14 protein-coding genes and 1 tRNA gene are annotated in these 13,800 nt (G+C 72.0%); 10 read left to right on the top strand and 5 right to left on the bottom strand.

Annotated features, from left to right (window positions below):
* Positions 1-112 precede the first annotated feature (112 nt).
* Entirely contained in the window at positions 113-2,170 is a 2,058-nt protein-coding gene (locus AC3DEV_RS04640; protein ID WP_488371428.1) for a DUF2339 domain-containing protein, read from the top strand.
* Here AC3DEV_RS04640 and AC3DEV_RS04635 read toward each other — a convergent pair.
* Positions 2,125-2,586: a hypothetical protein gene (locus AC3DEV_RS04635; protein ID WP_067715077.1), complete on the bottom strand. Its 462-nt coding sequence runs from the start codon at positions 2,584-2,586 to the stop codon at positions 2,125-2,127. The two genes, AC3DEV_RS04640 and AC3DEV_RS04635, sit on opposite strands and share 46 nt — an antisense overlap.
* A gap of 185 nt (positions 2,587-2,771) precedes the next feature.
* On the opposite strand from AC3DEV_RS04635, the gene AC3DEV_RS04630 reads away from it, so the two are divergent.
* Positions 2,772-5,213 (top strand): glycoside hydrolase family 65 protein, encoded by a 2,442-nt coding sequence (locus tag AC3DEV_RS04630; RefSeq protein ID WP_488371427.1) that lies wholly within the window; start codon positions 2,772-2,774, stop codon positions 5,211-5,213.
* On the opposite strand, the gene AC3DEV_RS04625 is transcribed toward AC3DEV_RS04630, so the two are convergent.
* Both AC3DEV_RS04625 and AC3DEV_RS04620 read right to left on the bottom strand, forming a co-directional pair.
* The gene (locus AC3DEV_RS04625) at positions 5,200-5,742 is read right to left on the bottom strand and encodes a PGPGW domain-containing protein (RefSeq protein ID WP_488371426.1); all 543 of its coding nucleotides are present in this window, start codon (positions 5,740-5,742) and stop codon (positions 5,200-5,202) included. The genes AC3DEV_RS04630 and AC3DEV_RS04625 overlap by 14 nt on opposite strands.
* A gap of 65 nt (positions 5,743-5,807) precedes the next feature.
* Positions 5,808-6,437 (bottom strand): hypothetical protein, encoded by a 630-nt coding sequence (locus AC3DEV_RS04620; RefSeq protein WP_488371425.1) that lies wholly within the window; start codon positions 6,435-6,437, stop codon positions 5,808-5,810.
* Here AC3DEV_RS04620 and AC3DEV_RS04615 point away from each other — a divergent pair.
* The 3 genes from AC3DEV_RS04615 to AC3DEV_RS04605 all read left to right on the top strand — a co-directional run bounded on the left by AC3DEV_RS04615 (position 6,436) and on the right by AC3DEV_RS04605 (position 8,824).
* Entirely contained in the window at positions 6,436-6,582 is a 147-nt protein-coding gene (locus AC3DEV_RS04615) for a hypothetical protein (protein WP_256820843.1), read from the top strand. The two genes, AC3DEV_RS04620 and AC3DEV_RS04615, sit on opposite strands and share 2 nt — an antisense overlap.
* 4 nt (positions 6,583-6,586) lie before the next feature.
* Positions 6,587-8,053 carry a cytochrome P450 gene (locus tag AC3DEV_RS04610; protein WP_488371424.1) on the top strand — a complete coding sequence of 489 codons (1,467 nt, stop codon included), beginning with the start codon at positions 6,587-6,589 and terminating at the stop codon, positions 8,051-8,053.
* 159 nt (positions 8,054-8,212) lie between these two features.
* Positions 8,213-8,824 (top strand): putative glycolipid-binding domain-containing protein, encoded by a 612-nt coding sequence (locus AC3DEV_RS04605; RefSeq protein ID WP_301162854.1) that lies wholly within the window; start codon positions 8,213-8,215, stop codon positions 8,822-8,824.
* Positions 8,825-8,885: 61 nt separating this feature from the next.
* On the opposite strand, the gene AC3DEV_RS04600 is transcribed toward AC3DEV_RS04605, so the two are convergent.
* A complete protein-coding gene (locus tag AC3DEV_RS04600; RefSeq protein ID WP_488371423.1) occupies positions 8,886-9,848 on the bottom strand; it encodes a prephenate dehydrogenase in 963 nt (320 codons plus the stop codon).
* Positions 9,849-9,884: 36 nt separating this feature from the next.
* Between AC3DEV_RS04600 and AC3DEV_RS04595 the strand changes: the two genes are divergently transcribed.
* The 4 genes from AC3DEV_RS04595 (at position 9,885) to AC3DEV_RS04580 (ending at position 11,433) form a co-directional block, all read left to right on the top strand.
* Positions 9,885-10,412, top strand: coding sequence for a tRNA adenosine deaminase-associated protein (locus tag AC3DEV_RS04595; protein ID WP_069388832.1), 528 nt, complete (start codon positions 9,885-9,887; stop codon positions 10,410-10,412).
* A gap of 71 nt (positions 10,413-10,483) precedes the next feature.
* Positions 10,484-10,921, top strand: a complete 438-nt coding sequence (locus AC3DEV_RS04590) for a nucleoside deaminase (RefSeq protein ID WP_271799238.1) — start codon at positions 10,484-10,486, stop codon at positions 10,919-10,921.
* 143 nt (positions 10,922-11,064) lie between these two features.
* The gene (locus tag AC3DEV_RS04585; RefSeq protein ID WP_067714680.1) at positions 11,065-11,268 is read left to right on the top strand and encodes a CsbD family protein; all 204 of its coding nucleotides are present in this window, start codon (positions 11,065-11,067) and stop codon (positions 11,266-11,268) included.
* Positions 11,269-11,342: 74 nt separating this feature from the next.
* A tRNA-Ser gene (locus tag AC3DEV_RS04580) sits at positions 11,343-11,433 on the top strand.
* A 299-nt stretch (positions 11,434-11,732) separates the two neighbouring features.
* Here AC3DEV_RS04580 and AC3DEV_RS04575 read toward each other — a convergent pair.
* A complete protein-coding gene (locus AC3DEV_RS04575) occupies positions 11,733-12,338 on the bottom strand; it encodes a TetR/AcrR family transcriptional regulator (protein ID WP_488371422.1) in 606 nt (201 codons plus the stop codon).
* 136 nt (positions 12,339-12,474) lie between these two features.
* On the opposite strand from AC3DEV_RS04575, the gene tgt reads away from it, so the two are divergent.
* Entirely contained in the window at positions 12,475-13,752 is a 1,278-nt protein-coding gene (tgt, locus tag AC3DEV_RS04570) for a tRNA guanosine(34) transglycosylase Tgt (protein ID WP_268099125.1), read from the top strand.
* The last annotated feature ends 48 nt before the right edge of the window (positions 13,753-13,800 follow it).

Here is a 13,800-nt window from a genome sequence, read left to right as displayed (position 1 = left end):
TCTGATCTATCGGCCCGGCGGGCGGAGTCGTTAGTCCGGGACGGCGCTCCGTGTCGAGGTGTCAGGGGAGAGGGGCATGGACGCTGGCAACGGAGCGGTAGATGATTCAGGGGTGAACCCCCAGCAGTCCGACCTGCAGCGCGCCCTCGCCGACCTCGACGCCCGTCTCGGACGCATCACCGCAGAGGTCGGGGAGGTCCGGGCCGGGTTGTCGGCACTCGCCCGACAGTCCGGTCCGGCGGTGGGCGGACAGTCACCGGGGGAGTCGCCAGCGGAGTCGCCGTGGCGTGCGGGCGCGCCGCCTCAGGGGACGCCGCACCCGGTGACGCCGGCCCCGTCTGGCGCCCCGGCCCCGGCTGGCGCTCCCTCGCAGCCTGTGCCCGCCCCGGCACGTCCGGGCGGGCCCTGGCGGCCACCCGGACAGGACGACCCCGCGGGGCGGTACGGGCCGCCGCCCGCGCACCCCGACCGGCCGGCGCAGCTGCCCGACCGGCCGTGGCAACAGGCCGACCGGCCGTGGCGGCAACCGTGGGACGCGGCGCCGCGCCAGTCGCCGCGGCGGAGGCCGCGCATCACGGCCGCCACTGTCATCGCCGCGATCGGCGGGTCGGTCATGCTCGCCGGCATCGCGTTCCTACTGGTCGTGGCCATCCAGGCGGGGTTGTTCCCGCCGCTCGCGCGGGTCGTCGCCGCCGCGGTGCTGGCGGTGGTGCTCGTCGGCCTCGGCCTGCGACTGCAGTCCCGCCACGAATCCGCCACCACCGACCCCGCGGCCCACACCGACCCCCGGCCCGCCGCCGACCCCGACGGCACCCCGGTCAACCCCGGCGCACTGGCCCTGGTCGGCACGGGCCTGGCAGCGGCGATGCTCGACGTCATCGCCAGCACCACGCTCTACCTGTGGATCCCCGTCCCGGCCGCGTACATGTTCGTGGGCGGGCTCGCCCTCGGAGGGATGGCACTCGCGGGGCGCTGGTCCTCCGGGCTGCTGGCCTGCCTGGTCTCGGCCGGCACGATGCTCCTGGCGCCCCTCATCTCCACCGGTGTCGAGCTGCCGATCTTCGTCGCGATCGTCGGCATCGCCACCGCGATACTCGCCGCCGAACTCGGGGCGGCCGTCCGCGTGGTGTGGTCCGTCCTGCCCGGGTTCCTGCTGGCCGGCTACCTCTCGCAGGCCGCACTCCACAGCCGCGGCGAACAGATCGCACTCATCGCGACCGCGCTCGTCTTTGCCGCCGTGGGCGTCGGGGTGGCCTGGTACGACACCGCCCACCGCCGCCCGGCACTCGCCAATGCCGCCCTCGTCGTCGTCCCCACCGCCCTGCCCCTCGCCCTCCTGCCGGCCACCCACCTCCTCCGGCCCGGCTGGCCCGTCGGACTGGCCCTCGCCGCCGCCTACCTCGCCGTCGCGGTTCTCGCCGGCCGTACCGGCCACGACAGGGCGCACGTGCATCTGGCCGCGGTCACGGGGTTCGTCGGGAGCGCGTTGCTGCTGCTGACGTGGGTCGAACTGGGAGGGCGCGAGCTCACCGGCTTCGCGCTGACCCTGAGCGCCCTGGCCTACGTCGTGGCCGCCGGCCTGTGGGGACGACGGTGGGTGGACCTGGTGGCCGCGGCCGCCTCCGTGATCGCCGTGCTCGTCTACGCGGCCGTCAACCAACCGCACCTCGCGCTGAGCGACCGGCTCGCGGTCCGCGAGTTCACCTACTGGGACGTGGTCTCCGCGTTCGCCATCACGGCGCTGGCGGTCGCCGTGACGTGGTGGGCGCGCCGCCGCCTGCCCCGCGAGTCGACGCGCGTGATGATGGTGGGCGCCGTCGTGGCACTGGCGGCCTTCTCGGTGATGGTGGTCGCGGCCGGCGTCGTGATCGGCGACCTCACCGGGGTGGCCCGGAACGGGTTCCTCGCCGCACACCTGGTGGTGACCGTGCTGTGGATCTGCTGCGCGGCCTGGCTCGTGCTCACCGCGAACCCGCGCGTCGCCGACGCACGTCGACTCGGGTTCGTCCTGGGCTCCCTCGCGCTGGCGAAGCTGCTCCTGCTCGACCTCGCCACGCTGCCGGGATTGTTCCGCGTCCTGTCGTTCATCGCCGTCGGCGCGGTGATGCTCGCGGTGGCCGTCCGCTACCGCAGGGAGACCGAGCCGTCGGGCAGCGGATCGCCGACGTAGACGCGGAACGCGCGCGGCTGGGCGCCGGACATCAGTACCTCGACCTCCGGATGGTCGACCTCGTCCGGATCGTCCGACGGCAGGCTCCACACCACCTCACCGGCGTCGGTCAACTCGCGCAGTGCCTGGCGCGTGGCGCGGACCCACGTCACGTGGCGCAGGGCGGGCTCGTCACGCAGGAGGTGGTCGGCCAGGCCCTCACGGTCGCGCAGGTCGACCATGAGGCGCTCGCCGTCCGGGGCCTCGTAGGAGGTGCAGACGTGGTCGACCAGGACGGACAACGGCCACGACGGCCCGGAACCGAGCAGATCGATGATGATCATGCGCGCATCGCCGACCTGACAGGCCGTCGGTGTGGTGAGGACCTGGAGCCGGTCGGCGACGTCCTCGGTGATCTCGATGAGCTGAACGGTCATGATGAACCCCTGTCGGACGGAGACGGTCGACAAGAGGGATCGCGGCGCGGCCCCGAACCGTCCCGACTGTGACGTAGATCATATCGTAGACCCGTGCGGGGCGGGTCTCGGCGGGATGACGATCTCGCCGAGCCGTCCGGCCGGACCGCCGCCGAGGAGCCGACGGACTGGTTAGGGTCGGGCGTGTGACCACCTCACAGACCGGACGTGCAGCCTCCCCGGGCGGGCAGGACGACGCCTTCTCGCTGTCCTACGACGGGTTCGACCCCGGTGAGGAGGGTCTGCGCGAGACGCTTACCTCGACCGGCAACGGGTACATGTCCACCCGCGGCGCCGCCGAATGGGAGGAGAACGACGGGGTCCACTACCCGGGCACCTACGTCCACGGCCTCTACAACCGCGCGACCACCATGCTCGGCGGCGTGCCGGTGCACAACGAGGACCTGGTCAACCTCCCCAACTGGCTGCCGCTCAAGCTGCGCATCGGTGGCGCCGAGGTACTACGGCTCTCGGAGGTGCAGATCCTCGAGTACCGCCACCGGGTGGACCTGCGCTCGGCGCTGATGACCCGCCAGATCCGCTTCCGTGACCGGGAGGGACGGGAGACCGAGCTGGTGAGCCGGCGGTTCGCGTCGATGGCCAGCATGCACCACGCCTACCTCGAGTGGACGATCACGCCGCTGAACTGGTCCGGCCAGGCGGAGATCGTGAGTGCGCTCGACGGGCGCGTCACCAACGACGGAGTGCCCCGCTACCGGCAACTCGAGAGCGATCACCTCCGGCCGGGCAGCACGGTGTTCCCGCAGCCCGAGGTGATGGCGCTCAAGGTGCGCACCCGGCAGTCCGAGGTGAACGTCGGCGTCGCGGCACGCACCCTCGTCTCGACCGGGGGCCGGGAACGCGAGGTGGCCCGCTCCGACTTCCGGACGGCGGACTACATCCAGCAGACCCTCCACGTGGAATTGGAGCGCGACGTCCCCACGACGATCGAGAAATCGGTCGCCCTGTTCACCTCCCGTGACCCGGCCACGGGGGACACGCTCCTGCGCGCGTCCCGGTCGGCCGCCCGGTCGCGACCGTTCGACGCCGCGTACGCGCACCACCGCGAGTCGTGGGAGCGGCTGTGGCAGGCGTGCGACCTGCACGTGTTCGGCGACGACGAGGCCCAGCACCTGCTGCGCGTGCACATCAGCCACATCCTGCAGACGTGCTCGCACAACACCTCCGACCTCGACGCCGGCGTGCCCGCCCGCGGGATCAACGGGGAGGCCTACCGGGGCCACGTGTTCTGGGACGAGCTGTTCGTCTTCCCGTTCCTGACCTTCCGGCTCCCGGCCGTGACCCGCAGCCTGCTCATGTACCGCTACCGGAGGCAGTCCGAGGCGCGGGTCGCGGCAGTGTCGGCCGGCTACGAGGGGTTCATGTTCCCGTGGCAGAGCGGATCGCTGGGCACGGAGCAGACCCAGGAACTCCACCTCAACCCGATGTCCGGGCGGTGGGACATCGACCTGTCGCACAACCAGCGGCACGTCAGCGCGGCGATCTTCTACAACGTGTGGCAGTACGTCACCCTCACCGAGGACACGATGTTCCTCGAGTTCCGGGGCGCGGAGATGATGCTCGGCATCGCGCGGTTCTGGTCGTCCATCGCGCACTACTCGCCCGAGCGGCAGCGCTACGAGATCCACGGCGTGATGGGGCCCGACGAGTACCACGAGAAGTACCCGGGCGCGTCCGAGGGCGGAGTGCGCAACAACGCCTACACCAACGTCTTCGTGGCGTGGATCTGCGACATCGCCGCCCACCTGCTCGACCTGCTGCCGGCGCCCCAGGCCGGTGCCGTCCGCGCCCGGCTCGAACTGCGCGACGAGGAGATCGCCCGGTGGAAGGACATGAGCCGGAAGATGTTCGTCCCGTTCCACGACGGGATCATCAGCCAGTTCGAGGGCTACGAGGAGCTGGAGGAACTGGACTGGGAGGGATACCGCGCCACGTACGGCAACATCCAGCGGCTCGACCGGATCCTCAAGGCCGAGGGCGACACCCCGGACCGGTACAAACTGGCCAAGCAGGCCGACGCGGTGATGCTGTTCTTCCTGTTCAGTGACGACGAGCTGCGACGGGTGTTCGGGCGTCTCGGGTACGAGTTCCCCGACGACGCCGCGCGGCGCACCATCGAGTACTACGACCGCCGCACCTCCCACGGGTCGACCCTGTCGTACATCACCCACGCGGGCGTCCTCGCACGCTTCGACCCGGACAGTTCCTGGGAACGGTTCAAGGTCGCGCTGGGCAGCGACGTGCACGACATCCAGGGCGGGACGACCCGCGAGGGCATCCACATGGGGGTCATGTCCGGCACGGTCGACCTCGTGCAGCGCTTCTACGCCGGGATGCGGGTGGAGGGCGGGATGCTCCAGTTCGACCCGAACCTGCCCGGCGGTATCGACGGGGTCTCGTTCAACATGACCTACCTGCGCTCGCCGCTCACGGTGACGGTGATGCGGGACGAGGTGGTGATCCGTCACCGCGACGGTGTGATCGACGAGACCCCCGTGTGCGTGTGCGTGCGCGGAGAGCAGCGGATGGTCGAGGTGGGCGGCGAGGAGCGGTTCAGCCTGGAGTGACGCCGGGGTCGGCGCGGCGTGCCGCCGCGTGGGCGTGTCGCCGTGCGGCCCGTGCCCGGCGCCGCTCCTCGCGGCGCTGGTGGTCGTGCACCACCTCCGCCTCGTGGTCGTACGGGCTGCCGCGGAACCGACGCAGTGCGTAGACGAGCAGTGCCAGCCCGACGAGGCCCGAGAAGATGAGCGTGCCGCCGGTGCCCCAGCCGCCGATGAGCCACAGGTCGGCCGACAGCGGCCACCAGGTCGGCACTGTCGAGCCGATCCCCCAGAAGATCCCCAGGCCGATCAGCCAAGCCACGCCGAGTAGCGACCCCGCGATCTTGGGCCACGACTGGACCCCGCGGGAGGCGCCCTCCATGGCGACGCGCTTGATCGACAGGAGGCGCCGGTCGAACCACTCGTACTGCCGTGAGAGCACCACCGTCCCGGCGAACAGCATGAGGAGCCCGGGACCCGGGAGGAACAGTGCGGCGATGCCGAGAACGATGAGCGTCCACCCGATGATCTCGAGCGCGAGGCGTCTCACCGCCACGTAGCCGAGTCTCTTCACCGGACCATGGTTACAGAAATGTGGCGGGGTGCGGTGCCGGAGGGGGATCAGGCGGGGACCGCGGAGCGGAACTCCCGGGCGGCCCGGGCGCCGGCGTCGAGGTCGACCTCGGGCCAGCCGTCGGGGGCGTGGAGCACCGCGCCGAGCTCGACGGCGGTGAGGGCGGACCCGGCGGTGAGCAGTGCCTCCACGGCATCGGGGTCGGGGGCGTCGAGCAGGGTGTCGTCGGCCAGCTCGTCGACGATGTCGCGCAGGGCGGCCCGCGTCACCGGGAACAGTTCGGGGTCGAAGCCGTCGTCGGCGGGTTGATCCAGTCGCCACCACCGTGACCCGTCCCACCCGTACAGGAAGCCCAGGCACGCGTCGTGGGTGCGGGCGTGTTCGACGCCGCGGCGCCACCAGCCGGGGGCGTCGCCCACCAGGTCGGTGCCGGCCTCGCCGGCATTGCCGCTGCCCTCGGTGAGCGAGAACTCGTGGTGCCAGCCGGCGAGGAGTGCGCGCCCGGGCCCCGGTCGCAGCAACGCCATCCACATCCCCTCGTCCACCGACCAGTGCAGGGCGCCGGTGGCGGGCGCGTGGTGGTCGAGGCCCACCGCCGCGCGGACGGCGGCGTCCACGGCGAGGAGGGAGGCGATGTCGTCGGGCGTCGAGTCCAGGTCCACGGGGAGCACGGCCATGTGGTCCACGCTAGACCTGATCGACGACGACGAGGTGGCGATACCGGTGAACGTCCGGCTACCCGCGGGTGACGCAGGGGTGCGCGGGCGGGCGCCGGGCATCACCGATCCCGCTGCGGCGGGGGCGTGCCGACTCGTACGGTGAGCGCATGCGCAGCGAGGCGACACACGATCACGCGGGCCCCGGCCCGACACACGGTCACGCGGGCCGCGGCCCGGCACACGGTCACGCGGGCCCCGGCCCGGCACACGGTCACGCGGGCCCCGGCCCGGCACACGGTCACGCGGGCCCCGGCCCGACCACGCAGGCCGGGATCGGGCGGGACGGGCTCCCGCCCGGCCCCCGGCTCCCGCGGATCCTGCAGGCGGTGCTGGCCCTGTCGGCTCCCGCCGTCGTCTTCCCGGCGGCGGCCCGGCGCTACGGGGTGCCGTTCACGCTCGATCTCATGCCCGCCGGGCGCAAGGTCGTCGCAGTGTCCGAGCCCGCGCAGATCAAGGACGTGTTCGCCGGCTCGCCGTCGGTCTTCCACGCCGGCAAGGGCAACGACCTGCTCCGTCCCCTCCTCGGCGAGCACTCCCTCCTCCTCCAGGACGGCGACGAGCACGCGCGCGCCCGGCGGCTGCTCGCGCCGGCGTTCGGGCGGCGCGAGATCGACGGCTACCGCACGCTCGTCGAGGAGGTCACCCGCGAACAGCTGGACCACTGGCCGCGGTCGGGTCGCGTCCGCGCGCACGTGTTGCTCAACCAGCTGACGCTCGAGGTGATCCTGCGGGTGGTCTTCGGGGTGACGGACTCGGCGCGCCTGGACCGCATGCGGCCGATCGTCGCCCGGGCGGTCGACGCCGGTCCGGTGGTGATGATCGGCCTGGGGATCCCGGCGCTGCGCAGGTTCCGGCCGTGGAGCCGGGAGGTGCGCGACCTGGAGACCATCCACGAGTTCCTCGGCGAGGAGATCTCCGCGGCCCGCCTCGACCCGGGATTGTCCGAGCGGCGGGACCTCCTGGCGTTGCTGGTCCGCGCCTCGGCGGCCGACGCGCAGGGACTGTCGGACCAGGAGCTGCGCGACCAGCTCATGACCCTCGTGGCGGCCGGGCACGAGACCACGGCCACCGCGATGGCGTGGTCGATGCTGGAACTGGCCCGCCACCCGGACGTTCAGGACCGGTGTGTGGCCGAGATCGCCGAGGGCGGGTCGGAGTACCTCGACGCCGTGCTCAAGGAGGTCCTGCGGCTGCATCCGGTGGTACCGATGGTGATGCGGGAGCTGCAGGAGCCGGCCACCGTCGGCGGGCGGACCTACCCGCGGGGAGTGACGATCTCGCCGTCGATCGTCCTGGCCCACCGCTCCGCGGCCACCTACGCCGGACCCCGTGACTTCGACCCGGGGAGGTTCCTCGGCGAGGTGCCCACGCCCACCGAGTGGCTGCCGTTCGGCGGCGGCGCGCGCCGCTGCATCGGGGCATCGTTCGCGATGATGGAGGGCCAGGTCATCCTGCGGCAGTTGCTGGAGCGGTACCACCTGGAGTCGGTGGGCAGCGGTCGCGAGTGGCCGCGGTCCCGCAACGTCACCCTGTACCCGTGGCGCCGTGCGCGGGTGGACCTGCGGCGACGCTGAGCCCGGCGTACGGGCCGGCGGCGCCCGCCGCCGTCCCGGGCCCTCAGTTCCTCCTCAGGGCCGTCCGGGGGCCGGATCCGCCTGTGTGACGGGTGGTGGGCAGGAGGTTAACGGGACTCAGATGTGCGTTTTGGTGGAGATTTTCCTACCGTGGAGGCTGTGAACGCTTCTGAGACGTCCTCGCCGCAGACCGAAGCGCACCGCGCCTCGGTCACCCGTATGTACACGTGGATATCCGAGAACGGCAGACTGATCGAGCAGGTCAGGGTCGTCCCCAAGGGTGATTCCAGCCGCGCTCGCGGTCGGATCGTCGCCGCCGCCGGCCCGGACAACTCCGCCTTCACCGTGGAGTACGAGGCTCAACTCGGCGCCGACACGACCCTGCGCCGGGTGTGGCTGACCCTCACCACGGAGGAACACGAGCGCACGATCGACCTGGTCTGCGACGACGAGGGGGCCTGGCTGCTCGAGGATTCCTCCGGCACCCGCTCCCGCGTGGGCGGCGACGGCGTGGTGGACGTGGACATCACCTACAGCGTGTTCTTCGCCAGCGTCATGATCCGTCGCCTGGGCTTGCACGCGCAGCCGGGTTCCGAGGATGTGCGGGTGTTGTCGGTGGATTCCATGACGCTCGACGTCACCGAGGACACGGTCACGCTCTCCAGCGACGACGAGCAGGTCCACGGCATCACCGCCACCGCGTCGACCAGCGCGACGGTCGACCCCGACGGCGTGATCATCGACGTGCCGGGGCTCAGCCGAAGGGCCTGAACGGCCAGCCGAAGGGCCTGAACGGCCAGCCGCCGGGCCTGAACGGCCAGCCGAGGGGCCTCTACGGCCTGTCGGCGAGCCGGACCTCCCTGCCCAAGGCGCCCGCCTCGCGGAGCGCCTCGAGCCACCCGGCCGCCCCCGGCGTGACCTCCGCCGGTCGGAGATCCCCGCCGGTGCGATCGGCCTGCGCGTCCTCATAGGCACGCCGCGCGCGGTGGCCGTCGTCGACGAGCGGCCCCAGCGTTCCCCGCTCGGCCAGCGCCGCCCGCTCGGCCCCGAGGTCGGCGAGGCACTCGTCCAGCACGTCCAGCAGCGCGTCCCGGTTGGGTTCGCAGATCGCGCGCACCAGATCGGGCGCGGTCCCGGCGACGCGCGTGCCGTCGCGGAACGACCCCGCCGCCAACGAGAGCGCGAGGTCGCCGCCCCGGCCGCCCGCCAGCGCGAGCGCCTCGGCCAGCACGTGCCCCAGGTGGGAGATCCGGGCGACGGCCGCGTCGTGGTCGGCGGAGGTCGCCGCGACCACCCGTGCGCCGCTGTCCAGCGCGAGCCGCGCAACTCGTCCCCAGGTGTCGGGGTCGGCGTCGTCGTCGGCCGCGATGAGCCACGTGGCACCGCGGAACAGGTCGGGGTCGCCTGCGTCCCAGCCGGAGTGGGCGGTGCCGGCCATGGGGTGCCCGCCGACGAACCGCGCCCCCAGTCCGTGACGTCGTACCGCCTCCAGGACGGGGCCCTTGACGCTGATCACGTCGGTGAGGGCGACCGTGGGTGCGTGCTTGGCCACCGCGCCCAGGACCGACTCGAGGGCGGGGAGGGGGACGCCGACGACGACGAGGGCATCCGACTCCGCAGCCCGGCGGAGCGTGGTGGGCAGATCCGTGGTGACGTCGAAACCGGCGGCGGTGGCGGCCTCGGCGCCGGCGGGGGAGCGGTTCCAGCCGAAGGTCCGATCGGGGCCGAGGGCCCGCAGGAGTGAGCCGCCGATCAGGCCGACCCCGAGCACGCACACGTCCGCCGTCACCGTCACCTGACAAGGTTCTCACAGCAGACTACGGTTGAGCCCATGCCCAGCAGCTCCGACCGACTCTCCCGCGACTCCGACGACGACTCGGTCACCGGCATCGCACTCGGGGTGGTCCAGGACGGCGGTTCCTGGCAGGTCACCCGTCTGGACGACGCCGCCCTCACCAGTCTCGACGACGCGGCCCGGCAGGTCCGGTCGCTGCGCGCGGAGGGACCGTCGTTCGGGTTGGTCGACGTGGACCACGAGTTCTTCGTGATCCTGCGCCCGGGCCCGTCCGGGATGCGACTCATGCTCTCGGACGCGACCGCGTCGCTGGACTACGACCTCGCCGCGGATGTGCTGGACGAGCTCAACGTGGACGTGCCCGACATGACCGACGAGGAGCTCGAGCAGACCGACCCGTGGGGTGAGGGCGACATGGCGATCCTCGACGACATGGGCCTGCCCGCCGGAGTGTTGGAGATCATCGTCTCCGAGACCGACCTGTACGCCGACGAACAGCTGCAGTCGGTGGCCGAGCGGATGGGCTTCGGCGACGAGTTCGAGCGGCACCAGCCCGACTCGTGAGCCCGGCAGGTCCGGCGCATCCCGGATCGGCGCACCCCGAACACCGGGGCTCCGCGCGGGTGGCCGACGAGATGCTGGTGAGGCGCGCCCTGGCCGTGGCGGGCGGTACCCCGGCCGAGGACGTGCCCGTCGGCGCGCTGGTGCTGGGCCCCGACGGTCGGGAGTTGGCCGCCGCCACCAATCGGCGGGAGGCCGACGGTGACCCGTTCGCGCACGCCGAGGTGATCGCGCTCCGCGAGGCCGCGCGGGTCCTGGGCGACGGTTGGCGGCTGGAGGACTGCACTCTCGTGGTGACCCTGGAGCCCTGCACGATGTGCGCGGGGGCGGCGGTCGCGGCGCGGGTCGGCCGCATCGTCTTCGGAGCCTGGGAGCCGCGCACCGGGGCGTGTGGGTCGCTGTGGGACGTCGTCCGCGACCGACGTCTGGTGCACCGTCCAGAGGTGCGGGGTGGTGTGCTCGAGGACGAGTGTGCGGCCGTCCTGGAGGGTTTCTTCCGCGCTCGTCGATGACGGCGGCTGTGCCGGGGTCCGCGGCGGGGCGCCCGTCGGTGACCCGATCGTGACCCGCTCGCGGTGGAGGCCGGCTCGGCACCTCCGTACCGTGGGTCGTGAGAGGTGCCGGACCCCGGCGCCGCGATCGAGAGGAGCACCACATGGGAGTGGGAGACAAGTTCTCGAACAAGGCCGAGGAGCTGGGCGGCCGCGCCAAGGAGTCGGCCGGCGCCGCGACGGGAGACCGTGACCTGCAGGCCGAGGGCCAGGCCGACCAGGGCGAGGCCGGCATCAAGCAGGGTGCCGAGAAGCTCAAGGACAAGGCCAACGAGGCCGCGAGCAAGCTCACCGGCAACGACAAGTGAGTTGCAGCAGCTGACTCCTCGCCTCTGGCCTGGCGATTTTCGTCTGGGGCCATGCGTGAAGTAGCCTAATCGGCGGTGGCGTGTCCGAGCGGCCGAAGGTGCAGCACTCGAAATGCTGTGTTGGGTAACCCCCAACCGTGGGTTCAAATCCCACCGCCACCGCCACGGGGAGAGCCCCGGATCTCGAGAGAGGTCCGGGGCTCTCGTCATTCCGCCCCCTCGCCCGTGGCAGCCGTTCCCGCGCCTGGCCGCCCCCTCGGCAGCCGCCCCCGCGCCAGCCGCCCCTGACGATGGCGTCTCGCCTGCCCCGCGGTGGGTGCGAGACGCCATGGCGACGGGCGGCTGTGTGTGGGGCAGGTGCGAGACGCCATGGCGACGGGCGGCTGTGTGTGGGGCAGGTGCGAGACGCCATGCTGGCGGGCGGCTGTGTGTGGGGCAGGAGCGGGCGCAGTCGAGACGCGCTGTCAGACGTGGTCGGAGGACTCCTCGGCGAAGTCCGGCAGCGTCACGACCGAGCTCAGGGTCGACAGTGACGCGTCGATCACCGTGGCCTGCGGCAGGCCCGACTCCTCACCCAGCAACGCCAACTCCTCGGTGCCGGCCAACCACGCCCGCGTGAGAGCGAGCGCCAGAGGGTCCGGTTCGTGTACCCCGAGGCTGTCGAGGATGCGCAGGCTGATCGTGCGGTGCATGCCGTCGACGACCTTCTCCAGCGCCGGATCCACAGCCCTGCCGGAACGCAGGACCGCCACGTAGTTGTCCCGCCGCCGCTGGATGTAGCGCACCAACGCCGTGATGATCGCGCGCGTGCTGTCCTCGGCGTGCGCGCCCACCGGGATCTCGGTCAGCGACAGCACGTGGTCGGCCGCTGCCCGCACGACCGCCGTGAGGTAATCCAGCTTGGTGGGGAAGTAATGGAAGAGCAGGCTGCGGGACACCCCGGCCCGCTCGGCGACGTCGTCCAGCGACAGGGCATGGAAAGGCACGGTCTCCAGCAAACGGATCCCCAACACGATCAGCTGTGAACGGCGCTCGTGCTTGGAGAGCCTACGGCCACCTGATGTGGTCATCGCCCCACCTCGTCGTCGTACTCTCGGGCGCGCACGTCGCGCCCTCCGACGCCGACGACTACGCCCCCCATGCCGACGTACCTCCCCATCTTAGGGTCACGTCCGCAATCCGCGACCGCCATGCCACGATGGAGTGATGCCGGACAACGCCACGCCCGCCACCCGCGCGACCACCTTCGACGTGGGCGAGCGGATGGTCCTCGACGGGACGGCCGGTGGGCGGACGGGTGTCATCCACACGCCGCACGGTGACATCGCCACCCCGGCGTTCATCCCCGTCGGCACCAAGGCCACCGTCAAGACGCTGACCCCCGAGCAGGTTCGCTCCACCGGCGCCCAGGCGGTGCTGGCGAACGCCTACCACCTCTATCTGCAGCCAGGCCACGAGGTCGTCGACGCCGCCGGCGGGCTGGGGGAGTTCATGCGCTGGTCCGGGCCCACCTACACCGACTCGGGCGGCTTCCAGGTGATGAGCCTGGGGGTGGGGTTCAAGAAGGTCATCGAGATGTCGGCCGGCGCCACACCGGACGACGCGGCCACCAACAAGGGGCAGGGCCGGCTCGCGAAGGTCGACGAGGACGGCGTCACCTTCACCTCGCACCTCGACGGCTCCCGGCACCGCTTCTCGCCCGAGGTGTCCATGCGCATCCAGCACTCGCTGGGCGCCGACATCCTGTTCGCGTTCGACGAGCTCACCACGCTGATGAACACGCGGAAGTACCAGGAGAGTTCGGTGGAGCGGACCCGACGGTGGGCGCAACGCTGCCTCGACGAGCACGAGCGGCTGTCGCTGGAGCGGGGGCACCGGCCGGGGCAGTCACTGTGGGGCGTGATCCAGGGTGCACAGTTCGAGGATTTGCGGCGGCAGGCCGTGCGCGGGCTCGTGGAGATGAGCGAGCGCGCCGAGGCCGAGGGGCGACGAGGCTTCGGGGGCTACGGGATCGGCGGCGCGCTGGAGAAGGAGAACCTCGGAACGATCGTCGGCTGGTGCACCGAGGAACTGCCCGAGGACCGGCCGCGACACCTGTTGGGCATCAGCGAGCCCGACGACATCTTCACCGCCGTGGAGAATGGCGCCGACACCTTCGACTGCGTCGCGCCCACCCGGCTGGCCCGCCACGGTGGGATCTACACGCTCGACGGGCGGGTCAACATCACCCGCGCCCAGTTCCGCCACGACCACACCCCGCTCGACCCCGAGGGGCCGTCCGAGGTGTCGCGCGAGTACAGCCGCGCCTACCTGCATCACCTGTTCAAGGCCAAGGAGTTCCTCGGCTCCACCCTGCTCACCCTGCACAACCTCGCCTTTGTGGTGCGGCTGGTCGACGAGGTGCGCGCGGCGATGGCGGCCGGGCCCGACGAGTACGTCGCCTACAAGGAACAGTTCCTGGGGCGGTACTACTCGGGACGCTGATCCCTGGCCGCCCTGGCAGCCCTGGCCGCGCGGCCAGGACGCCCGGCC

This window comes from Dietzia sp. IBK-p2-15D (assembly GCF_057773105.1).
Note: the sequence above shows the minus strand (reverse complement) of the source record. Positions and strands in the feature narration are given on the sequence as shown.